We start from the raw sequence: 24,424 nt of genomic DNA, 5'->3' as shown, positions 1-24,424 counted from the left end.
ATATGGCAGATTCAAGAAAGAATAAAAATAGATGCAGTTTTTGTGGTCGCACCGAAGATGAAGTCGGATTTCTCATAACGGGGATGAATGGCTATATCTGCGACAGTTGCGCCACCCAGGCTTATGAGATTACTCAGGAGGCTTTGGGGGCTGGCAAGAAGGCAAGTGCCACGAAGCTGAATCTGAAAGAACTTCCTAAACCCGTAGAAATAAAGAAGTTCCTCGATCAATATGTCATTGGTCAGGACGATGCCAAGCGTTTCTTGTCTGTGTCGGTGTACAACCATTACAAACGTCTGCTCCAGAAGGACGGCGGTGATGATGTGGAGATTGAAAAATCGAACATCATCATGGTAGGCAGTACCGGTACGGGAAAGACGTTATTGGCGCGTACTATCGCAAAGTTGCTGCATGTTCCTTTTACTATTGTAGATGCAACAGTTCTGACAGAGGCAGGTTATGTGGGTGAGGACATTGAAAGCATTTTGACACGTCTGCTCCAGGTGGCGGATTATAACGTGCCCGAGGCAGAGCAAGGTATCGTGTTTATTGATGAGATAGACAAAATAGCGCGCAAGGGTGATAATCCTTCCATAACCCGTGATGTGAGTGGTGAAGGCGTGCAGCAGGGATTGCTGAAACTGCTGGAAGGTTCTGTGGTGAATGTGCCTCCCCAGGGTGGGCGCAAGCATCCCGACCAGAAAATGATTCCGGTCAATACCAAGAATATTCTGTTCATTTGCGGTGGGGCTTTCGATGGCATTGAAAAGAAAATTGCCCAGCGGCTGAATACGCACGTTGTCGGGTATAGCGCTGTACGCAATACGGCAACCATTGATAAGAGCAACATGATGCAGTACATTGCTCCGCAGGATTTGAAGTCGTTCGGACTGATTCCCGAGATTATCGGCCGCCTTCCGGTGCTGACTTATCTGAATCCGTTGGACCGTGCGGCATTGCGCTCCATTCTTACGGAACCGAAGAATTCCATCATCAAGCAATACATCAAACTGTTTGAGATGGACAATGTGAAGCTGACGTTTGAAGATGCTGTATTTGAATATATCGTGGATAAAGCGGTAGAATATAAGTTGGGAGCCCGCGGCTTGCGTTCCATTGTGGAGACAATTATGATGGATGCCATGTTCGAAATTCCGTCAGAACAGAAGGACAATTTTGTTGTGACGTTGGACTACGCCAAGCGCCAGCTTGAAAAGGCAAATATAGCACGACTGCAAAGTGCTTAAGAATCAGATGGTAATACGGGGTAAAACCGACTATTTTACTTTTTATTGAAAAATATTCGATGGATTATGCTTGAAATTTAAGAAGTTGTTTATAACTTTGTTAGGGTTCTTTGTGAAAACAAGGCGGAGTACCACTATTAAAAGTTAACTCAATAAACAACAACCTAATGAATCATGGCAGGGAAGAAGATTAATTTGATAGACCAGCTGAAGAAATACTTCGGGTTCGATACATTTAAAGGAAATCAGGAAGCAATCATAGAGAATCTGTTGGCGGGTAATGATACATTCGTGTTGATGCCTACCGGTGGTGGAAAATCTTTGTGCTACCAACTGCCGTCCTTGTTGATGGAGGGCACGGGTATCGTGATTTCTCCTCTGATTGCCTTGATGAAGAATCAGGTCGATGCGATGCGTAACTTCAGCGAAGAGGATGGGATAGCCCACTTCATCAATTCTTCCCTAAACAAGAGCGCGATAGACCAGGTCCGGTCCGACATACTCAGTGGTAAGACAAAGCTGTTGTATGTAGCTCCGGAATCACTGACGAAGGAAGAGAATGTGGAGTTTCTGAAAACGGTGAAGATTTCGTTCTATGCCGTGGACGAAGCCCATTGTATTTCTGAATGGGGTCATGACTTCCGTCCTGAGTATCGCCGCATCCGTCCCATTATCAATGAAATAGGAAAAGCCCCTCTGATAGCGTTGACTGCGACGGCTACACCGAAAGTGCAGCATGACATCCAGAAGAATCTGGGTATGGTGGATGCGCAGGTGTTCAAGTCATCGTTCAACCGCCCGAATCTCTATTATGAGGTACGCCCCAAGACTGCAAATGTAGACCGGGACATCATCAAGTTCATTAAGAACAATCCCGAAAAGTCAGGCATTATCTATTGCCTGAGCCGGAAGAAAGTGGAGGAGCTTGCTGAAATCCTGCAGGCAAACGGAATCAATGCCCGTGCCTATCATGCCGGAATGGATTCGGCTACACGAACACAGAACCAGGATGATTTCCTGATGGAAAAAATTGATGTGATTGTAGCTACCATTGCTTTTGGTATGGGGATTGACAAACCGGATGTGCGCTATGTCATCCATTACGATATACCCAAAAGTCTGGAAGGATATTACCAGGAGACCGGACGTGCCGGAAGAGATGGAGGAGAAGGGCAGTGTATTACTTTCTATACCAATAAAGACTTGCAGAAGCTCGAGAAGTTTATGCAAGGCAAACCTGTAGCAGAGCAGGAAATTGGCAAGCAGCTTCTGCTGGAGACTGCTGCGTATGCCGAATCTTCCGTATGCCGCCGAAAAGCATTGCTTCATTACTTCGGCGAAGAATATATAGAAGAAAATTGTGGTAATTGTGACAATTGTTTAAATCCGAAAAAACAAGTGGAAGCTCAAGAATTATTGTGTACCGTGATTGAAGCTATTCTCGCGGTGAAAGAAAATTTTAAAGCGGACTATATTATAGACATAATACAAGGTAAGGAAACTTCAGAAGTGCAGGCGCATCTGCATGAAGATCTCGAAGTGTTCGGCTCTGGTATGGGCGAAGAAGACAAAACGTGGAATGCTGTGATCCGTCAGGCACTTATTGCCGGTTACCTGAGTAAGGATGTCGAAAACTATGGCTTGCTGAAAGTGACAGATGACGGTAAGAAGTTCCTTAAACATCCCAAATCATTCAAAATAGTGGAAGACAATGACTTTGAGGATGTGGAAGAGGAAGCACCTGCACGTGGAGGCGGTGCGTGTGCGGTAGACCCGGCATTGTACTCCATGTTGAAGGACTTACGAAAGAAGTTGTCCAAGAAGTTGGAAGTGCCTCCTTATGTCATTTTCCAAGACCCGTCTTTGGAAGCGATGGCGACCATATATCCGGTGACTTTGGACGAGTTGCAGAACATACCGGGTGTAGGAGCCGGAAAGGCAAAACGCTACGGCGAGGAATTCTGTAAACTCATTAAGCGGCACTGTGAGGAGAATGAGATTGAACGTCCCGAGGACTTGCGTGTGCGTACTGTGGCCAATAAGTCAAAAATGAAGGTGGCCATCATTCAGGCCATTGACCGTAAGGTGGCATTGGATGACATTGCCATGTCAAAGGGCATTGAGTTTGAAGAGCTGCTGGATGAGATAGAAGCTATCGTCTACTCCGGAACGAAATTGAATATCGACTATTTCTTGGAGGATATTATGGATGAAGACCACTTGCTGGATATCTATGATTATTTCAAGGAATCTACCACTGATAAGATTGACGATGCTCTGGATGAGTTGGGTGATGACTTTACGGAAGAAGAGGTACGTTTGGTACGCATCAAGTTTATTTCAGAGATGGCAAACTGATTGGTTTTAGTTGATAAAAAAGAAAAAAATGTTGCGTGCAAGTATACGGAATGGAATAAAAACCGTATATTTGCACGCAATAAATTTTAAACGCATAGCCCTATGTCATTTATTGCTGATAAGATTGTAATGGATGGATTAACTTATGACGACGTACTGTTAATCCCCGCTTATTCTGAAGTCTTGCCCAAAACAGTCGAACTCTCGACTAAGTTTTCACGAAACATTGAGTTAAAAATCCCGTTTGTAACTGCTGCCATGGATACGGTTACCGAAGCGAAGATGGCTATTGCCATTGCCCGCGAAGGTGGTATCGGAGTTATTCATAAGAATATGTCCATTGAGGAGCAGGCACGTCAGGTAGCTATTGTGAAGCGTGCCGAAAACGGTATGATTTATGACCCGGTGACTATCAAGAGAGGTTCTACGGTAGCTGATGCGCTGGCTTTGATGGCTGAATACAAGATTGGTGGTATTCCGGTGGTAGATGATGAAAGATATTTGGTAGGCATTGTTACCAATCGTGACCTTCGTTTTGAGAAAGATATGAATAAGCGTATCGATGAGGTAATGACTAAGGAGAACATCATTACTACCAATCCTACGACGGATATGGAGGCTGTTTCTCAAATTCTGCAAGAACATAGAATCGAGAAGTTGCCGGTAGTAGATAAAGACAACAAATTGGTAGGTCTGATTACCTATAAGGATATTACCAAGGCAAAGGATAAACCTATGGCGTGCAAGGATAGCAAAGGTCGTCTGCGCGTTGCTGCCGGAGTGGGAGTGACGAATGACACTTTGGAGCGCATGCGGGCTTTGGTGGATGCAGGGGCGGATGCCATTGTCATTGATACGGCTCACGGACATTCCAAGGGGGTTATTGAAAAATTGAAAGAAGCCAAGGCTAACTTCCCTCATATTGATATTGTTGTTGGTAATATTGCTACCGGTGAAGCTGCGAAGGCATTGGTCGAGGCTGGTGCTGATGGAGTAAAGGTGGGCATCGGTCCGGGTTCCATCTGCACTACCCGTGTAGTTGCCGGTGTGGGTGTTCCTCAGTTGTCTGCGGTTTATGATGTGGCAAAGGCACTGAAGGGCACGGGTATTCCTTTGATTGCCGATGGCGGTTTGCGTTACTCGGGCGATGTGGTGAAGGCGTTGGCTGCCGGTGGTTACAGCGTGATGATCGGTTCGCTGGTTGCCGGAACGGAAGAGTCTCCGGGCGATACGATTATTTTCAACGGTCGTAAGTTCAAGTCCTATCGGGGTATGGGGTCGCTGGAAGCTATGGAAAATGGTTCCAAGGACCGCTACTTCCAAAGCGGTACCAGTGACGTGAAGAAATTGGTTCCAGAGGGCATTGCTGCCCGCGTTCCTTATAAAGGTACTTTGTATGAAGTGATTTATCAGTTGGTTGGCGGTCTGCGTGCCGGTATGGGCTATTGCGGTGCAGCCAATATAGAGAAACTGCACGATGCCAAGTTTACCCGCATTACTAATGCAGGTGTACTCGAAAGCCATCCGCATGATGTATCTATAACCAGTGAGGCACCGAACTATAGCCGTCCAGAGTAAGATAATAACAAAATAATAGTGAATGCCCGGAGAGAGATTGCCGCTTTCCGGGCATTTTGTTTATATTTGCAGCCGTATAAAAAGAACGGATGGTGCTTATGGTTAGATTGTTTTGGGTGTTTTTCTTCCTCGGGTTCGGATTGGCTGTTTCGGCCCAGGACGATCCGGTACTGATGCGTATCAATGGAAAGGAGGTCCTCCGTTCTGAATTCGAACGTAGCTATAATAAGGGCGGTACCTCTGTCGGTGCAGGCCGGAAGGCATTGGATGCATATGTGAATAAGTTTATAGACTTCAGGCTGAAAATAGAGGCTGCCGAAGTTGCGGGATTGGATACTTCCCGTGTCTTCCAGAAGGAGCAGGATGAGTATCGCCGCTGTCTGATTAAATCATACTTGACAGATGAGGAGACGGCAGAGCAGGAGGCACGGCAGTATTATGACAAGATGAAATCCGGCCGGCGTGCGGGCCGGGTATATGTGAAGCATATTTTTAAATATCTTCCCCAGAATATTTCCGGTCATACCTTGCGTGAGATGGAGTCCAGGATGGATTCTATCTACAGGGCTCTTGCAAAGGAAGGGGGAGCTGTGCCGTCTTTCGATGCTTGCGTCGAGCAATTTTCCGATGAGAAGAAAGCGTTTTGGGTGGGTTGGCTGCAGATGCCGGTGGAGTTTGAGGATATTGTATTCGGGTTGAATGCCGGAGAGATTTCCCGTCCGTTCCTCACTCCTCAAGGCATTCATATCGTGAAAGTACTCGAACAGCAGGAAATCCTTCCTTTTGAGAGGATGAAGGACAAGATAATCCGTTGTCAAACCCGTCGTCATGGAATGGATAAAGGAACGCGGGCTTTTGTGGATAAACTGAAGAAAGAATATCACTATATGCCGGATAAAGCCGGTATCGACGAACTGCTGGCCAAAGGAAGCACTTCCCGTGTATTGTTTACACTGGATGGCAAGGCATACGGTGGAAAAGAGTTTGCCGGATTTGCCGCTGTTTATCCGGCAGGGACGCGCAGACAGTTGGAGGCTTTTACAGTAAAAACGATTCTGGACTATGAAAACTCCCGTCTGGAATTGAAGCATCCCGAATTCTGTGCGTTGGTGCAGGGGCATCGTGACAGCATGTTGCTTGCCGAAATCACTGACCGTGAAGTGGGAAAGAGGAGTGTGGTGGATGAAGCGGGATTGAAAGCATATTTTGAGGCGCACCGTTCGGACTTCCATTGGGACGAACCGCGTTATAAGGGTATTGTGCTGCATTGTACTACCAAGCGGGTGGCGAAGCAAGTACGGAAATTTCTGAAACAGATTCCGGAAGAGGAGTGGATGGATGCCATCCGTCTCACTTTCAATGCCGGCGATACTCCCAAGGTGCGGGCAGAGCAAGGATTATTTGCTCCCGGTGATAATGCATATGTGGATGAATTGGTGTTCAAAGGGAAGAATGCAACCCCGGTTTTGTCATTTCCCTTTACTGCTGTACAAGGTCGTAAGCAGAAGGGACCAGATAGTTGGCAAGAGGTGCGAGAGCCGCTCGTAACCGCTTATCGGAACTATTTGGAAACGCATTGGGTGGCAAAGTTGCGTGCTGCCGGTAAGGTTGAAATTGACCAAGAGGTTTTAAAAACCGTTAATAATCACTGATGCAACCGATTAAAACACTATCTTCGTACCTCAAAACGAAGTAAATATCAGTTGGTGATGCGAACAACCTGCTTTGGGCTTTTAATTTTCCTTCTCTGTGCGGCGTGCAGCGAGCAGCACGACCATAAAGGGTGGACACCGTTAGTGGAGTTGGACGGCAATTTCCTTTACCGGGAAGATTTGCAATCGGTACTTCCTGCCGGTTTGTCCAAAGACGACAGTCTGTTGTTTGCAGAACATTATATCCGTAATTGGGTGGAAGATATTTTGCTGTACGATAAAGCGCAGAGCAATATTCCCAATAACGGTGAGATTGATAAACTTGTGGAGAATTATCGCAAAGCATTGATAATGCATACCTATCAGCAGGCTTTAATACATCAGCGGCTATCAGAGGAGATTTCAGAACAAGACTTGACGGAGTATTACGAGAAGAACCAGGCGCTCTTCAAGGTGGAACGTCCGTTGATGAAAGGCTTGTTCATCAAAGTTCCTTTGACAGCCCCGCAGCTGGGCAATGTTCGTCGCTGGTACAAGACGGAAACCCGTGAGGCGGTGGAACATCTGGAAAAGTACAGTCTGCAGAATGCTGTGAAGTATGAGTATTTTTATGATAAATGGGTGCCGGTATCGGAAGTGCTGGATATGCTGCCCTTGAAGGTTCCTAATGTGGACGAGTATCTGGACAAGAATCGCCATGTAGAGCTGAAGGATACGGCTTTCCATTATTTCCTGAATGTGAGCGATTATCGCCCGGTGGGAGAGCAGGAACCCTATGAGTTTGCCCGTAGGCAAGTGAAGGATATGCTGCTGAACGTGAAGCAGGTGGAATTCATGAAGCAAGTGAAGGATGATTTGTACCAACGGGCGGTGAAAAGAGACAAGATTAAATATTATTTAGAATAAGACACCAAGAATGAAACAGTGTATGAACTTTAAGTTTGTAATTTTATTTGCCTTGACGCTATTAGTCGGTTCTACCGTTTATGGACAAGACAACGTAATTGACGAGGTAGTGTGGGTAGTAGGTGACGAGGCTATACTGAAGTCCGAAGTGGAAGAAGCACGCATGAGTGCATTGTATGAAGGACGCAAATTTGACCGTGACCCTTATTGCGTGATACCGGAGGAGATAGCCGTGCAGAAGCTGTATCTTCACCAGGCTGCCCTCGACAGTATCGAAGTATCCGAGAGTGAGGTTATCCAGCGTGTGGACTATATGACGAACATGTATATCGCCAACATCGGTTCGCGTGAGAAAATGGAGGAATACTTCAATAAGACTTCCAGCCAGATTCGTGAAACGCTGCGCGAGAATGCCCGTGAAGGATTGAAAGTTCAGAAGATGCAGCAGAAACTGGTGGGTGAGATTAAGATAACTCCGGCTGAGGTGCGCCGTTACTTCAAGGATTTGCCGCAGGACAGCATTCCTTATATCCCTACCCAGGTGGAGGTGCAGATTATCACTCAGCAGCCCAAGGTTCCTTTGGAGGAAATAGAAGATGTAAAGAGGCGTCTGCGTGAGTATACCGACCGTGTCAATAAGGGCGAAAGCTTTTCCATGTTGGCTCGTCTGTACTCCGAGGACCGTGGCTCGGCCATGCGTGGCGGTGAAATAGAGTTTTCGGGACGCGGTATGCTGGACCCCGCTTATGCCAATGTAGCTTTCAACTTGCAAGACCCCAGCAAGGTTTCCAAGATTGTAGAGTCTGAATATGGTTTCCATATCATTCAGTTGATAGAGAAGCGCGGTGACCGTATTAAAACACGCCACATTCTGTTGAAACCGCATATTCCGGAAGAAGCTCTGGCTGCCGGTTGTGCCCGTTTGGATTCTATTGCCGATGATATCCGCAATAACAAGTTCTCTTTTGAAGAGGCTGCCTCAGTGCTTTCGCAGGATAAGGATACGCGTAACAATCATGGTTTGTTGCCGAATCCCAATACGAACACTTCCCGTTTTGAGATGCAGGAACTTCCCCCTGAAATAGCCAAGGTGGTGGATAAGATGAAAGTGGGCGAAATCTCCGAAGCCTTCACCATGATTCCGCAAAAGACCGGAAAAGAAGAGTGTGTGATTGTGAAACTGAAGAGCCGTACGACGGGACACAAGGCTACCATTGCCGATGACTATCAGAACTTGAAAGAGATTGTGTTGGAGAAACGCCGCGACGAAGTGCTGGACAAGTGGATTCGTGAGAAGCAGAAGCACACGTATGTCCGTATCAAGGATAATTGGAAGAATAACTGTACGTTCAAGTATCCGGGCTGGATCAAAGAATAATCCGGAAGGATTTACATGGATTTGTATGCAAAAGAAGAATACAAAAAATCATTTCCTGAACAAGCATAGATACCTCCTGGTAGGCATTCTATGCTTGTTTGGCATCTGTCTGCTGAGTGCGCAGGACAAAAAGAAGAGTACTGGTGCACCGGAGAAGAGGAAAGTGGACTCGATTGAACAGAAAAAGACGGAGACGTCGGAAAAGAAGAAGACGCGCGTCGATTTGTTGTACGCAGATGAGGCGCAGGCGGACAAACAGTTGCGTCCTGATGTGCAGGTACTCATCGGTTCGGTGAGGATGAAGCATGACAGTATGTACATGTTCTGTGATAGTGCGCTGATATTCGAAAAGATAAATTCTGTGGAGGCATTCGGCAATGTGCGTATGGAGCAGGGCGACACCTTGTTTATCTATGGAGACTATCTGTATTATGACGGCATGTCGCAGCTGGCCATGCTGCGTGAGAATGTACGTATGATAAATCGTAATACGGTGCTGACAACCGACAGTTTGAACTATGACCGTCTGTACGATTTGGGTTATTACTTCGAAGGCGGTACGCTGACCGACGAGGATAATGTGCTGACTTCCGAGTGGGGAGAATATAGCCCTGCCACCAAGTTGGCTGTCTTCAATCACGACGTGAAGCTGGTCAATCCGAAGTTTGTCTTGACTTCGGATACCTTGAAGTATAGTACAGCTACCAAGATTGCTACTATTTTAGGCCCCTCCGACATTGTGAGTGACCAAAATCATATTTATTCCGAACGTGGCGTGTACAATACGACTACTGAGCAGGCAGAACTGCTCGACCGTTCCGTACTGACTAACGAAGGCAAGAAACTGACCGGTGACAGCCTTTTCTACGACCGCATCTTGGGATACGGCGAGGCTTTTGACAATGTACAGATGAATGATACGGTCAACCGGAACATGTTGACTGGCGACTATTGTTTCTACAACGAACTGACCGGAAGCGCCGTTGCCACCAAACGTGCCGTAGCTATCGACTATTCGCAGGGCGACAGTCTGTTTATGCACGGTGATACTTTGCGGCTGATTACCTACCATATGAATACCGATTCCATGTACCGGGAGATGCGTGCCTATCATAAGGTGCGTGCTTATCGCACGGATGTGCAGGCCGTATGCGATTCGTTGGTGTATAATTCCAAGGACTCTTGCATGACGATGTACACCGACCCTATCTTGTGGCACGGGGAACAACAGTTGTTGGGCGAGGAAATTAAAATTTACATGAACGATAGTACCATCGACTGGGCACATATCATCAATCAGGCCCTGACGGTAGAGAAAAAGGACAGTATTCACTATAACCAAGTTTCCGGTAAGGAGATGAAAGCTTTCTTCATAGATGGAGACATGCGTCTGGTGGAGGTAAACGGCAATGTATTGGTGGTGTATTATCCGGTAGAGGAGAAGGACAGTTCGCTGATTATGATGAACTATTCGGAAGGTGGACTTTTGAAAATGTACTTGAAGGAGAGAAGAATGGAGCGCGGAGTCTTTGTTGGAAAGACTACCGGTACAGCCTATCCTTTGGACCAGATTCCACCAGATAAGAGCAGGCTGCCTTCTTTTGTTTGGTTCGACTACATCCGTCCGCTCAACAAGGAGGACATCTTCGAGTGGAGGGCTAAAAAAGCAGGTGAAGTATTGAAGAAAAGTGACCGGAAACCTGTAACTTCGCCAAGGAATATGCATATTAAACGAAATAATAAGTAGCGTCATGGGAATGTTTGCAATGCGGAAGCCTCGTGGCTTCAATCATAGCTATATCTATGTGGATGAGCGGAAAGAGAAGTTGGCGAAGATGGAAGAAAACGCCAAGCGTGACCTGGGTATGCTGCCGGAAAAGGAATTCTCGCCCGAGGATATACGGGGCAAATTCATAGAAGGAACAACTCACTTGAAGCGGCGCAAGGAGAGCGGACGTAAGCCGATGCATTTGGGCATAATCCTTGTTGTCATAGCTGTGCTGATTTATCTGTGGTATGCCATCAGTAACGGAATCATTTAATAATGATTAATCATTAATCTCTAATCATTAAACATTATCATGAGCGATATCATTCATTTGCTGCCCGATTCGGTTGCCAATCAGATTGCTGCCGGAGAGGTGATTCAGCGTCCGGCATCTGTTGTGAAGGAATTGGTGGAAAATGCAATTGATGCCGAAGCAGAGGAAATACATGTGCTGATTACCGATGCGGGCAAGACCTGCATCCAGGTGATTGATGACGGAAAGGGGATGTCCGAAACGGATGCGCGTCTTTCTTTTGAACGCCATGCAACTTCAAAGATACGCGAAGCTGCCGATTTGTTTGCCCTACGCACCATGGGCTTCCGTGGAGAAGCGTTGGCTTCCATTGCTGCGGTAGCTGAAGTGGAGTTGAAAACACGCCCAGCCAGCGAGGAACTGGGGACGCGACTGTTGATTGCCGGCTCTAAAGTCGAGGGCCAGGAAGCCGTTTCCTGCCCTAAGGGAAGCAATTTTTCCATCAAGAACCTATTCTTCAATATTCCTGCCCGGCGTAAATTCCTGAAAGCCAACTCTACGGAGTTGAGCAATATCCTTACGGAATTCGAGCGTATAGCGCTGGTGCATCCTGAGGTAGCCTTCTATCTGTATAGTAATGATACGGAATTGTTCAATCTTCCGGTAATGCCTTTGCGGCAACGCATCATGGCAGTTTTCGGAAAGAAACTGAATCAGCAGTTGCTGTCCGTAGACGTCAATACGACGATGATAAAGATTTCCGGTTTTGTTGCCAAGCCGGAAACCTCGCGCAAGAAAGGAGCGCACCAATACTTTTTTGTGAACGGGCGTTATATGCGTCACCCCTATTTCCACAAAGCGGTGATGGACGCTTATGAGCAGCTGATTCCTGCCGGTGAGCAAATCTCCTACTTTATTTATTTCGAGGTAGACCCTGCCAATATCGATGTGAACATCCATCCGACGAAGACGGAGATTAAGTTCGAGAATGAGCAGGCTATCTGGCAGATTCTGTCGGCTGCGGTCAAGGAATCCTTAGGCAAGTTTAGCGCTATACCTACTATCGATTTTGATACCGAGGACATGCCGGATATTCCTGCATTCGAGCAGGCTCGTCCGATAGAGCCTCCGAAGGTACACTATAACACGGATTTCAATCCCTTCAAGACGTCTTCCGCTTCTTCCTATGGAGGCGGTGGCAATTATTCGCGCCCCAAAGTGGAGTGGGAGGGGCTTTATTCCGGTTTGGAAAAAGCCAGCAGGATGAACGAGCCGATGGAGGAAGAGCCTTTTGTAGAGGATACGGTTACCGGTACGGCTCCAAGAGAGGAGGAGAGGGTTCCTTATTTCCAGGAAACGGTTCCTTCCGGGGCAAGCGCCTCTTTCTATGGCAATGAGGCAACGGTAGAGAAAGGAGCGCAACACTTCCAGTTCAAGGGGCGTTTTATTCTGACTTCCGTTAAATCGGGTCTGATGCTGATAGACCAGCACCGGGCGCATGTCCGGGTATTGTTCGACCGCTATATGAGCCAGATTCGACAGAAACAAGGCGTATCCCAGGGGGTATTGTTTCCGGAGATTATCCAGTTGCCGGCTTCGGAAGCTGCCGTACTGGAAAGTATATTGGAAGATTTGTCGGCAGTAGGCTTCGATTTGAGCCCGCTGGGTGGCGGCAGCTATGCCATCAACGGCATACCTTCGGGCATAGAGGGGTTGAACCCGGTAGAATTGGTCCGGAATATGGTACATACTGCTATGGAAAAAGGGAATGACGTTAAGGAAGAGGTGCAGACAATTCTTGCATCGACCTTGGCACGTGCTGCGGCCATCGTCTATGGACAAGTGCTGAGCAACGAGGAAATGTCCAATCTCGTGGACAATCTGTTTGCATGCCCATCCCCGAATTATACTCCGGACGGAAAGACGGTGCTGGCGACCATTAAAGAAGACGACATAGAAAAGCTTTTCTCCAAATAAGGAAGAGTACTTTCTTTTGCATCAAGGCAAAAAAAGTACAAATATTCAGAACCTTTTAGTTCTGTTGGCGTTAATTAGACAGTTTGAATGATAAAGAGTTTAATTAACCACTTAACTATTTTAAGGTATATGAAAAAGATTCTAATGTTACTGGCTTTAGCTGGTGTGTCTTCTGTTGCCATGGCGCAGCAAAAGACTGAAGTTGTGGAAGAATTTGGTGTTATCCAGGTTCAGGATAAATATCAGGTAATCACTAATCCGTTCTGGAGTAATTGGTTTTTCTCTATAGGCGGTGGTGCCGAAGCAACTTTTGGAGATAATGATAAGGCAGGAAGTTTTGGCAAGCGTATCAGTCCGACGCTGAATTTTGCCATCGGCAAATGGTTCACCCCGGGACTGGGAGTACGTCTGCAATATAGCGGCCTTCAGGCAAGAGGATATACGTATGATGCAGGTGCTGACTACGTGAAAGGCACTCAGGTGGATGACGGCTACTACAAACAGCGTTTCGACTATATGAATCTGCACGGAGATGTGATGTTCAATCTGAATGCGCTGTTTGGAGGATACAACCAGCACCGTGTGTATGAAATCATTCCTTATGTAGGTGCTGGCTTCACTCACAACTACACAAAGCCTCACCGCGAAGCTCTGTCTGTAAACGCGGGTATCATCAATCGCTTCCGTATTTCCAATGCGATAGATATTAACCTGGAGCTGAGCGCAATGGGCGTTGAAGATAAGTTCGATGGCGAAGTTGGCGGCGATCATGGATATGATGGCGTGCTGAGTGCAACGGTAGGGTTGACATACCGTTTCCCCGCCCGTGGATTCCGTCGCCCGATGCCTCAGTTGATTTCTCAGGTAGAGCTGGCTGCCATGCAGGCACAGCTTGCAGAGATGGGAGCTGCCAACCAGCAGCTGCAGAATGCATTGGTGGCTGCACAGAACCAGCCGGTGGCCGAAGTTACGGAAACCGAAGTGATTGTTCCCGATCCGGATATAGCACCGCGTACCGTATTCTTCAATATCGGTTCTGCCGAAGTCTCTCCACGTGAAGCAATGAACTTGTCTTATCTGGCAGACCAGATGAAACAGTTCCCGAACGCCACTTACACTGTAAACGGATATGCAGACTCTGCAACCGGTACGCCGGCATTCAACAAAGAGTTGAGTTTGAAGCGTGCACAAGCCGTGGTCGATGTATTGGTAAAACAATACGGAATTCCTGCTGACCGCCTGAAGGTGGATGCCGGTGGTGGTGTCGATAAGTTCGGACAGCCGATTCTGAACCGTGTGGTATTGGTGAAATCTGCCAATTAGAAAGCTACGAGCTACAAGCTACAAGGAGTTACGAGTTATAGAAATGAGAAGGGGCATGCGTTATTATGACGCATGCCCCTCATTTTTTGTAACCAGTAACTTGTAACAGGTAGCTCCTTGTAACTCGTAACTTCTGTAACTCGTATCTCCTATCCCTTATTCTCCGCCGAATTTCTTTACTTGCTCTGCAATCAGTTCCGCATCATCAAAGTAGTTTATCTTCATAGCCTTGCGTACATCGTCCAAGGTTGCGGCAGCGGTTTCCCTGGCAGTTTCGCAACCTTTCTTCAGCATGTCGTAGATGGCGGGGATGTCTTTTTCAAACTCCTTGCGGCGGTTGCGGATAGGCTCCAGTGTCTCCTGCATAATTTCGTTGAGGAACTTCTTCACTTTCATGTCGCCCAGACCGCCACGTTGGTAGTGGGCTTTCAGTTCGTCCAGATTCGGATATTCGGGCAGATAAAGGCCGAAGTGTTCCGGACGGCAAAAGGCATCCAGGTAAGTGAATACGGTGTTGCCTTCCAATTTTCCGGGGTCTTGCACACGCAGGTGGTCGGGGTCGGTATACATGCTCTTCACCTTCTTCTGCACCTCGTCGGCAGAGTCCGAAAGATAGATACAGTTGCCGAGGCTCTTGCTCATCTTGGCTTTGCCGTCCGTTCCCGGCAGGCGCAGGCAGGCTGCATTGTCGGGCAACAGGATTTCTGGTTCCACGAGGGTTTCACCATATATATAGTTGAAACGGCGTACGATTTCACGAGCTTGTTCAATCATCGGCTCCTGGTCTTCGCCCACGGGCACGGTAGTGGCGCGGAAGGCGGTAATGTCCGCTGCCTGGCTGATGGGGTAGGTGAAGAAACCTACGGGGATGCTTGTCTCGAAATTACGCATCTGGATTTCGGTCTTTACCGTCGGGTTGCGTTGCAGGCGGCTCACGGTCACCAGGTCCATATAGTAGAAGGTCAGTTCGCAGAGTTCCGGTATCTGGGATTGGATGAAGATGGTACTCTTCGTCGGGTCCAGTCCGCAAGCCAGGTAGTCCAGTGCCACCTCGATGACGTTCTGGCGCACCTTTTCCGGATTCTCCATATTGTCCGTCAGCGCTTGTGCGTCGGCGATGAAGATGAAAATCTTGTCGTATAAGCCGGAGTTTTGCAGTTCCACTCTTCTTCTCAATGAGCCTACATAGTGTCCTATGTGCAGGCGTCCTGTGGGGCGGTCGCCCGTAAGGATGATTTTTTCTTTTGCCATATTATGTATTTTTTAGTTTCTTCATTGTATAAAAGCCATTAGGACCGGCAAAGATACCTATAATTATCGAAACCTCAAGGGATGACGCTTTCTTTCCTTTTCACGTATACCTTATGGCTTCCGATGCCGCTTGTATCGATTCCGCTGCCGGGAGTATGTGCCCATTTGCGCAGTTCCACGGTGGCGGTGGAGCGGACGAGTCCGGTCAGTTGCCGGTAGATGCTGACAGTAAGGAAGGCATGCTTGTCCAGATACTGATGCGCCAGAGCCAGACGTTGTTCGGGAGTGTATTTCTTCGACGAACGTGCGGGTTTCCAGGAGGCACGTTCCAGTTCGCACCAATGGTTGGTTTCTCTAATCAAGGCCTTGTCCGTGCGGAAGTTCACGCCACTTACGTAGATGCTCCGCGCGTTTCGCTTCGTGGTGCTTTCTTGGGGCTGTTCGCGTTCCTTGTCGGGGTAGATGGACAGTGCGGGGGTGAATACGCCCAATCCTTCTATCTTCACCGAGCGTCCCATTCCCATTTCGTGGGCCAGGGCTTCGCCCAGTTCGCAGATAATTCCTTCGGTTACGCCTTTCGAGAATCCCGAGGTCATGGCGATGTATTCCGCCAGTTCGCGCGTGCCGGTCTGTCCGGTCATCACCATCTTGGGGTAGGTGATTGGTTCGCCCGTGCCTTGCAAGTCGGGCATTTCTTTCATTTGGTAGCGTGTGGTCATTGTTGCGTTCTCCTTTCTTTTCTTTCCTTCGTTGCAAAGTCCTTTTCCCTGCGGAGCAAAGTTCTTTTGGTGGCGGAGAAATCTTAGAATAAAGCCTTTATTCCAAGGAATAGAAATTTTATTTTTAAGAATAAAGGCTTTGTTTGTAGAAACAGAATCCTTGTTCTATTTTTGTATAGGCACAAAGGTAAGTTTCCGTGGCGAGAAAAGCAAGTTTTGGTGGGGAGAATCTTCATATTTATCCGCAAATGCCTTTACTGAGATATAGTCTTTCTTTTTTATATGGAATCGCATTTTTCGGAAAAAGATTTCGGTTGTGGGCGACGGCCGCTCTTCTATTATGGAGGATGACGTTTCTTTTATGCAAAAAAATATGCCACAATTTGCTCTTTTCGTAAATAAGTCGTTACTTTGCACAAATTTTAAAGAGACTATGCAATCGCAGGAAATGAGAAGCAAATATAACCTCCGTTCGAATGAATTTCATTCGGGAGCCGTCAGTTTCTCTTTTTTCGAGAAAGATATTTTTAGTTCTTTGGTAATGCGTTAATCCTTTATTGGGTGACGCATTTTTTTTGTGAAATAGCTACAACTCGTAGTTCGTAGCTTGTAACTCGTAACTTAATAGACAACAAGAGAATATGGAAAAGAATTTAAAGAAAGTGCTTGTCTTGGGTTCTGGTGCGCTCAAGATTGGTCAGGCCGGAGAGTTTGACTATTCCGGTTCGCAGGCGCTGAAGGCGTTGCGCGAAGAAGGTATCGGTTCTGTTTTGGTAAACCCGAACATTGCTACTATCCAGACATCGGAAGGTATCGCCGATCAAGTTTATTTCTTGCCGGTAACTCCTTATTTCGTGGAAGAAATCATCAAGAAAGAACGTCCCGACGGCATTTTGCTGGCATTCGGCGGACAGACGGCGCTGAACTGCGGTACGGAACTCTATCAGAACGGAATTCTTCAGAAATATGGCGTGCGCGTGCTGGGTACTTCCGTTGAGGCGATTATGTACACCGAAGACCGTGACCTCTTTGTGAAGAAGCTGGACGAGATTCCGATGAAGACTCCGAAGAGCCACGCTGTGGAGAGCATGGAGGACGCACTGAAGGCAGCCCGCGAGATTGGCTACCCCGTGATGGTGCGCTCGGCTTATGCTCTGGGTGGACTGGGAAGCGGTATTTGTCCGGACGAGGAAGCCTTCATTAAATTGGCCGAAAGCTCTTTCACTTTCTCCAAGCAGATTCTGGTAGAAGAGTCTCTGAAGGGTTGGAAGGAAATTGAATTCGAGGTAATCCGCGATGCCAACGACCACTGCTTCACGGTGGCAAGCATGGAAAACTTCGACCCGCTGGGCATTCATACGGGTGAGTCCATCGTAGTGGCTCCCACTTGCTCATTGACCGACGAGCAGGTGAAAATGTTGCAGGAGCTCTCCACCAAATGTATCCGCCACCTGGGCATCGTGGGCGAATGTAACATCCAGTATGCGTTCAACGCCGAGACAAACGACTATCGTGTCATCGAGGTGAACGCCCGTCTGTCCCGTTCTTCCGCATTGGCTTCCAAGGCTACCGGTTATCCGCTGGCATTCGTGGCTGCCAAGATTGCGTTGGGCTATACGCTCGACCAAATCGGCGAGATGGGAACTCCCAATTCTGCATATGCTGCTCCGCAACTTGATTACCTGATTTGCAAGATTCCGCGTTGGGACTTGACGAAGTTCGTAGGTGTCAGCCGCGAAATTGGCTCCAGCATGAAGTCGGTAGGCGAAATCATGTCTATCGGACGTTCCTTTGAAGAAATTATCCAGAAGGGCTTGCGTATGATTGGTCAGGGAATGCACGGATTCGTGGGCAATGAGGGAGTGGAGTTCGATGACTTGGATTACGAACTGTCACATCCCACCGACCTGCGCGTCTTTGCCATTGCCGAGGCTCTGGAAAAGGGATATGCCATCGACCGCATCTTTGAGCTGACCAAGATTGACCCCTGGTTCTTGGGCAAGCTGAAGAACATCGTAGACTACAAGCAGAAACTTTCCCAATATAATAAGGTGGAAGACATCCCCGCCGACGTGCTGCGCGAAGCCAAAGTGCTTGGCTTCTCCGACTTCCAGATTGCCCGCTTCGTGCTGAATCCGCAAGGCAATATGGAGAAGGAAAACCTTACCGTACGCGCCCGTCGTAAGGAGCTGGGCATCCTGCCCGCCGTGAAGCGCATCAATACGGTGGCTTCCGAACATCCGGAACTGACGAACTACCTCTACATGACGTATGCCGTTCAAGGTTATGATGTGAACTATTATAAGAATGAAAAATCAGTGGTTGTGCTTGGTTCGGGCGCTTACCGCATCGGTTCGTCTGTAGAGTTCGACTGGTGCTCGGTGAATGCCATCCAGACTGCCCGCAAGCTGGGCTACAAGTCCATCATGATTAACTATAACCCCGAAACCGTTTCTACGGACTACGACATGTGCGACCGTCTCTACTTCGACGAGCTCTCCTTCGAGCGTGTGCTCGACGTTATCGACCTGGAGCAGCCGCGCGGTGTCATCGTGTCCGTGGGTGGACAGATACCGAACAACCTGGCAATGAAGCTTCACCGCCAGTCAGTTCCCGTGTTGGGTACTTCCCCCATCTCCATCGACCGTGCCGAAAACCGTAACAAGTTCTCTGCCATGCTCGACCAGCTGGGCATCGACCAACCGGCTTGGCAGGAACTCACTAGCCTGGAAGATGTGAAAGGCTTTGTAGAGAAGGTGGGCTATCCGGTACTGGTGCGTCCGTCTTACGTACTCTCCGGTGCTGCGATGAATGTATGCTACGATGAAGAAGAACTGGAAAACTTCTTGAAGATGGCTGCTGAGGTATCTAAGGAATATCCGGTGGTGGTATCCCAGTTCTTGCAGAACACCAAGGAAATCGAGTTCGACGCTGTTGCCCAAAACGGTGAAGTGGTGGAATACGCCATCTCCGAGCACGTAGAGTTTGCCGGTGTACACTCCGGTGACGCTACGCTGGTATTCCCGGCACAGAAGATTTACTTTGCAACGGCACGCCGCATCAAGAAAATCAGCCGCCAGATTGCGAAGGAACTCAATATTTCCGGTCCTTTCAATATCCAGTTCCTGGCACGCAACAACGAGGTGAAGGTTATCGAGTGTAACCTCCGTGCATCGCGCAGCTTCCCGTTCGTATCCAAGGTGCTGAAGCGTAACTTCATCGAGACTGCTACCCGTATCATGCTGGACGCTCCCTATACACAACCGGACAAGTCGGCATTCGACATCGACCGTATCGGTGTGAAGGCAAGCCAGTTCTCCTTCTCCCGTCTGCACAAGGCAGACCCGGTATTGGGTGTGGACATGTCGTCTACGGGCGAGGTAGGCTGTATTGGCGACGACTTCTCCGAAGCATTGCTGAATGCCATGATTGCTACCGGATTCAGAATCCCCCGTCCCGAGAAGGGCGTGATGTTCTCCTCCGGAGCCATGAAGTCCAAGGTGGATTTGCTGGATGCCAGCCGCATGCTCTTTGCCAAAGGCTATAAGATTTATGCTACGGCAGGTACAGCCGCTTTCCTCAACGCCCATGGCGTGACGACGGAAGCCGTTTACTGGCCGGATGAACGCCCGGATGCGGAAAACAACGTGATGACGATGATTGCCGACCATGCCTTCGACCTGATTGTCAACATTCCGAAGAACCATACGAAACGCGAGCTGACCAATGGCTACAAGATTCGTCGCGGTGCTATCGACCACAACATTCCGTTGATTACCAATGCCCGCCTGGCAAGTGCCTTTATCGAGGCATTCTGCGAAATGAAGCTGGAAGATATCCAGATTAAGAGCTGGCAGGAGTACAAATAAATTGTTTGCTCTATAAACGATTGCAGGAGCGGAAAGCCGAAAGGTTTTCCGCTCTTTTGGTATACTGCGTTTATTTCCGTATTTTTGTTCGGGGCTGAGTCTCTGTATGAATCAAAAGAAGAAATAATATGAATGAAGTGGAAAAAATGCGTAGCTCCCAGTTGGCGGATATGTCCGTTCCGGAGATACAGGTGAAGTTCGAGCATGCCAAGCGCTTGCTGGCAAAAATGCGTGTGATGAGTACTTACGATGAGGATTACCGGAGTTTGCTGGAGGAACTGGTGCCAGGTATTCCCGCTACTTCCATCATCTGCCCGCCCTTCCATTGCGACCACGGGGATGGGATCCGGCTGGGTGAGCATGTCTTTGTCAATGCCAATTGCACTTTCCTGGACGGGGGATATATCACGATTGGTGCCCATACGTTGGTCGGTCCATGCGTACAGATATACACTCCCCATCATCCGATGGATTATATCGAGCGTCGTACGGAAAAGGAATATGCCTATCCGGTGACGATAGGAGAGGATTGCTGGATTGGCGGCGGTGCCATTCTGTGTCCAGGCGTCACCGTCGGCGACCGTTGTATCATCGGTGCGGGTAGTGTGGTGACGAAAGATATTCCATCCGATAGCATAGCCGTTGGTAATCCGGCAAAGGTCATCCGGAAAAATGAGGCAAAAAAGTGAACGTACTAAATGCTTGAGAAACAGAGCGTGTCGCTAAATGACTAAAAAAATATCGAAAAATATTATGCAAAAGTTTTGGTAATGTCAAAATAAGCTGTACCTTTGCATCGCTTTTGAAACGGAAGTGTACGGGCGTTTAGCTCAGCTGGTTCAGAGCATCTGCCTTACAAGCAGAGGGTCGGCGGTTCGAATCCGTCAACGCCCACACAAAATCCAAGCACTTTCGTTCATCAAAAGGGCGTTTAGCTCAGCTGGTTCAGAGCATCTGCCTTACAAGCAGAGGGTCGGCGGTTCGAATCCGTCAACGCCCACTGGAAATTTTCATTCGAAGGTGGTCTTGCAAGTGATTGTAAGGCCATTTTTTTATCCGTTAACTTCCTTTTCTTAAAATCTTTATCCTTTATGTCTTGTTACTCAGAAAAAAGCAGTAATTTTGCAGTCCGATAATTATCATCATAAATACGACGTATGAAACTTGATTTACTTACCGCAATCTCTCCGATTGACGGTCGATACAGAGGCAAAACGGATGTTTTGGCTGCCTATTTTTCAGAATTTGCACTGATTAAATACCGTGTACAAGTTGAAATAGAATACTTTATCACGCTGTGTGAGCTGCCTTTGCCGCAACTGAAAGGGGTGGATAAGGGCGTTTTCGAAACCTTGAGAAACATTTACCGTAACTTCTCCGAAGCCGACGCGCAACGCATTAAGGACATTGAGAGCGTGACGAACCATGATGTGAAGGCTGTGGAGTATTTCTTAAAAGAAGAGTTTGACAAGTTGGGTGGTATGGACGACTATAAGGAGTTCATCCATTTTGGCCTGACTTCACAAGATATCAACAATACGTCTGTTCCTTTGTCTGTAAAGGAGGCGTTGGAGCAGGTGTACTATCCTCAAATAGAGGAACTGATAGCGCAGCTCCGTGCTTATGCGGAAGAGTGGGCCGCTATCCCCATGCTTGCCAAGACACACGGACAACCGGCTTCGCCTACCCGTTTGGGCAAGGAGGTAATGGTGTTTGTCTACCGTCTGGAACGCCAGTTGGCAACGCTGAAGGCTTGTCCGGTGACAGCAAAGTTCGGTGGCGCTACGGGTAATTACAATGCCCATCATGTGGCTTATCCGGAATATGACTGGAAGGCATTCGGCAATAAGTTCGTTTCCGAAAAGCTTGGCTTGGAACGCGAGGAGTATACTACCCAGATATCCAATTACGATAATCTGTCTGCCATCTTTGATGCCATGAAGCGCATCAATACGGTGATGATTGATATGAACCGTGACTTCTGGCAATATATCTCTATGGAATACTTCAAGCAGAAGATTAAAGCCGGTGAGGTGGGCTCCAGCGCGATGCCGCACAAGGTGAACCCGATTGACTTTGAAAATGCGGAAGGAAACCTGGGCATGGCGAATGCTATTCTTGAGCACTTGGCGGTAAAACTGCCGGTTTCCCGTTTGCAGCGTGACTTGACGGACTCTACCGTGCTCCGCAATGTGGGTATGCCGTTCGGGCATATCATTATTGCCATACAAAGTTCTTTGAAGGGTTTGCGTAAGTTGCTGTTGAACGAACCGGCCATCTACCGTGACCTGGACAATTGCTGGAGCGTGGTGGCCGAGGCTATCCAGACCATTCTGCGCCGCGAGGCCTATCCGCATCCCTATGAAGCGTTGAAAGCGTTGACCCGTACCAATCAGGCCATTACGGAAGCGTCTATCAAGGAATTTATAGAGGGACTGAATGTAAGTGAAGAGATAAAGAAAGAATTGCGGGTGATTACCCCCCATACTTATACGGGAATTTAAGCAACCACAGAAGTGTACCGGAGGAATTTCAACTTTTTACTCCGGCAATTGTTATAGAAACATATAAAATTCAAGGTATAATAGAGACAATGAATGGCCGTGAGGCCAAGGTTTAATTTTATTCGAATAAAAAACAATGAGTACAGAAAACGAAACTTGGCGTGATGCTTCTTCCGCAGAGGAGAACTCAGGTGCCGGCCGCGATGGTAACCAATTTAACAAGGAAGGTGGCTACAGCCGTCCGTCTTACAACCGTGATAATGGCGACCGTCCTTATCGCCCCAGATTTAACAGTGAAAACGGGGACCGCCCGCAGCGTCCTTATAACAGTGACCGCCCTTATCGCCCGCGCTTTAATCCTGGTGCGGACAATGGTGACCGTCCGCAGCGTCCTCGTTACAATAACGATAATGGCGACCGTCCCTATCGTCCGCGCTATAACAGCGAAGGCGGCGACCGTCCGCAACGCCCTTATGGAAACAATTCGGGTGACCGTCCTTACCGTCCGCGCTATAACAGCGAAGGTGGCGACCGTCCGCAACGCCCTTATAATAGTGACCGTCCGCAGCGCCCGCGTTATGGCAATGAGGGTGGTGACCGTCCGCAACGTCCTTATAACGGCGACCGCTCCTACAACAGCGACCGTTCTTATAATACGGACCGTCCCTATCGTCCGCGCTACAACAGCGAAGATGGCGACCGTCCGCAGCGTCCTCGCTACAATAATGAGGGTGGTGACCGTCCTTATCGTCCACGCTTCAATTCGGGTGGTGGAAGACCTGGCGGATACGGCAACAGAGACAGCTATAGCCGTCCAGTCCGTCGTTCGGCCGATTATGACCCCAATGCTAAGTACAGCAAGAAGAAACAGATAGAATATAAGGAGCAGTTTGTGGACCCGAACGAGCCTATCCGCCTGAACAAATTCCTGGCCAATGCCGGTGTTTGCTCCCGTCGCGAGGCTGATGAATTCATCACTGCTGGAGTCGTTTCTGTAAACGGAGAGGTGGTAACGGAATTGGGAACCAAGATTAAGCGTGGCGATGAAGTGAAGTTCCACGACCAGACGGTCAGCATCGAACGTAAGATTTACGTCCTGCTGAACAAGCCGAAAGATACAGTGACTACTTCGGATGATCCCCAGGCACGTCGCACGGTGATGGATTTGGTGAAGGGCGCATGCGACGAACGTATTTATCCGGTAGGTCGTCTGGACCGCAATACTACAGGTGTATTGCTGCTGACAAACGATGGTGACCTGGCTTCCAAGCTGACGCATCCCAAGTATCTGAAGAAGAAGATATATCATGTGCATTTGGACAAGAACCTGACAAAAGCCGATATGGAGCAGATTGCAGCCGGCATTCAACTGGATGATGGGGAAATCCATGCAGATGCCATCAGCTATACGGATGACTTCAAGAAAGATGATGTCGGTATTGAAATCCACTCCGGCAAGAACCGTATCGTGCGTCGTATCTTCGAATCGCTGGGATACAAGGTGATGAAACTGGACCGTGTGTATTTTGCCGGTTTAACCAAGAAAGGCCTGCGCCGCGGCGAATGGCGTTACCTCACGGAACAAGAGGTGAACTTCCTGCGCATGGGTTCTTTTGAGTAATATATATAATAAGGTATAAT

16 protein-coding genes and 2 tRNA genes are annotated in these 24,424 nt (G+C 48.2%); 16 read left to right on the top strand and 2 right to left on the bottom strand.

What is annotated here, in order from left to right:
• Positions 1-2 precede the first annotated feature (2 nt).
• The 10 genes from clpX to NQ510_RS01710 all read left to right on the top strand — a co-directional run bounded on the left by clpX (position 3) and on the right by NQ510_RS01710 (position 14,440).
• Positions 3-1,247, top strand: coding sequence for an ATP-dependent Clp protease ATP-binding subunit ClpX (gene clpX, locus NQ510_RS01755; protein ID WP_005829557.1), 1,245 nt, complete (start codon positions 3-5; stop codon positions 1,245-1,247).
• A gap of 174 nt (positions 1,248-1,421) precedes the next feature.
• On the top strand, positions 1,422-3,605 hold the full coding sequence (gene recQ, locus NQ510_RS01750; protein WP_005829559.1) for a DNA helicase RecQ: 2,184 nt from the start codon (positions 1,422-1,424) through the stop codon (positions 3,603-3,605).
• 102 nt (positions 3,606-3,707) lie between these two features.
• Positions 3,708-5,183, top strand: a complete 1,476-nt coding sequence (guaB, locus tag NQ510_RS01745) for an IMP dehydrogenase (protein ID WP_005829561.1) — start codon at positions 3,708-3,710, stop codon at positions 5,181-5,183.
• Between the two features lie 89 nt (positions 5,184-5,272).
• Positions 5,273-6,835, top strand: coding sequence for a peptidylprolyl isomerase (locus tag NQ510_RS01740; RefSeq protein ID WP_005829563.1), 1,563 nt, complete (start codon positions 5,273-5,275; stop codon positions 6,833-6,835).
• Between the two features lie 57 nt (positions 6,836-6,892).
• Positions 6,893-7,741 carry a peptidylprolyl isomerase gene (locus NQ510_RS01735; RefSeq protein WP_005829565.1) on the top strand — a complete coding sequence of 283 codons (849 nt, stop codon included), beginning with the start codon at positions 6,893-6,895 and terminating at the stop codon, positions 7,739-7,741.
• 10 nt (positions 7,742-7,751) lie between these two features.
• Positions 7,752-9,119 carry a peptidylprolyl isomerase gene (locus NQ510_RS01730; RefSeq protein WP_005829568.1) on the top strand — a complete coding sequence of 456 codons (1,368 nt, stop codon included), beginning with the start codon at positions 7,752-7,754 and terminating at the stop codon, positions 9,117-9,119.
• Positions 9,120-9,144: 25 nt separating this feature from the next.
• Positions 9,145-10,866: an OstA-like protein gene (locus tag NQ510_RS01725; RefSeq protein ID WP_005829570.1), complete on the top strand. Its 1,722-nt coding sequence runs from the start codon at positions 9,145-9,147 to the stop codon at positions 10,864-10,866.
• 4 nt (positions 10,867-10,870) lie between these two features.
• Entirely contained in the window at positions 10,871-11,161 is a 291-nt protein-coding gene (locus NQ510_RS01720; RefSeq protein WP_005829571.1) for a hypothetical protein, read from the top strand.
• A 39-nt stretch (positions 11,162-11,200) separates the two neighbouring features.
• A complete protein-coding gene (gene mutL / locus NQ510_RS01715; RefSeq protein WP_005829573.1) occupies positions 11,201-13,117 on the top strand; it encodes a DNA mismatch repair endonuclease MutL in 1,917 nt (638 codons plus the stop codon).
• 129 nt (positions 13,118-13,246) lie between these two features.
• The gene (locus NQ510_RS01710) at positions 13,247-14,440 is read left to right on the top strand and encodes an OmpA family protein (protein WP_074668669.1); all 1,194 of its coding nucleotides are present in this window, start codon (positions 13,247-13,249) and stop codon (positions 14,438-14,440) included.
• Between the two features lie 156 nt (positions 14,441-14,596).
• Here the strand turns inward: NQ510_RS01710 and trpS are convergent, their stop codons facing one another.
• On the bottom strand, positions 14,597-15,691 hold the full coding sequence (trpS, locus tag NQ510_RS01705; RefSeq protein WP_005829577.1) for a tryptophan--tRNA ligase: 1,095 nt from the start codon (positions 15,689-15,691) through the stop codon (positions 14,597-14,599).
• 74 nt (positions 15,692-15,765) lie between these two features.
• Positions 15,766-16,410 (bottom strand): HU family DNA-binding protein, encoded by a 645-nt coding sequence (locus tag NQ510_RS01700; RefSeq protein ID WP_005833449.1) that lies wholly within the window; start codon positions 16,408-16,410, stop codon positions 15,766-15,768.
• Positions 16,411-17,051: 641 nt separating this feature from the next.
• Between NQ510_RS01700 and carB the strand changes: the two genes are divergently transcribed.
• The 6 genes from carB (at position 17,052) to NQ510_RS01670 (ending at position 24,404) form a co-directional block, all read left to right on the top strand.
• Positions 17,052-20,279 (top strand): carbamoyl-phosphate synthase (glutamine-hydrolyzing) large subunit, encoded by a 3,228-nt coding sequence (carB, locus tag NQ510_RS01695; protein WP_005829587.1) that lies wholly within the window; start codon positions 17,052-17,054, stop codon positions 20,277-20,279.
• Between the two features lie 128 nt (positions 20,280-20,407).
• Positions 20,408-20,968 carry a sugar O-acetyltransferase gene (locus NQ510_RS01690; RefSeq protein ID WP_005829589.1) on the top strand — a complete coding sequence of 187 codons (561 nt, stop codon included), beginning with the start codon at positions 20,408-20,410 and terminating at the stop codon, positions 20,966-20,968.
• A 130-nt stretch (positions 20,969-21,098) separates the two neighbouring features.
• Positions 21,099-21,173, top strand: a tRNA-Val gene (locus NQ510_RS01685).
• 31 nt (positions 21,174-21,204) lie between these two features.
• Positions 21,205-21,279 (top strand) — tRNA-Val (locus NQ510_RS01680).
• Between the two features lie 157 nt (positions 21,280-21,436).
• A complete protein-coding gene (purB, locus tag NQ510_RS01675) occupies positions 21,437-22,783 on the top strand; it encodes an adenylosuccinate lyase (protein WP_005829591.1) in 1,347 nt (448 codons plus the stop codon).
• A 136-nt stretch (positions 22,784-22,919) separates the two neighbouring features.
• Positions 22,920-24,404 carry a pseudouridine synthase gene (locus NQ510_RS01670; protein ID WP_008664272.1) on the top strand — a complete coding sequence of 495 codons (1,485 nt, stop codon included), beginning with the start codon at positions 22,920-22,922 and terminating at the stop codon, positions 24,402-24,404.
• Positions 24,405-24,424 lie beyond the last annotated feature (20 nt).

The organism is Bacteroides uniformis (assembly GCF_025147485.1).
In the GTDB taxonomy this organism is placed as follows: Bacteria; Bacteroidota; Bacteroidia; order Bacteroidales; family Bacteroidaceae; genus Bacteroides; species Bacteroides uniformis.
The sequence above is the reverse complement of the archived record's forward strand: the minus strand, read 5'-3'. Positions and strand labels throughout refer to the sequence as shown.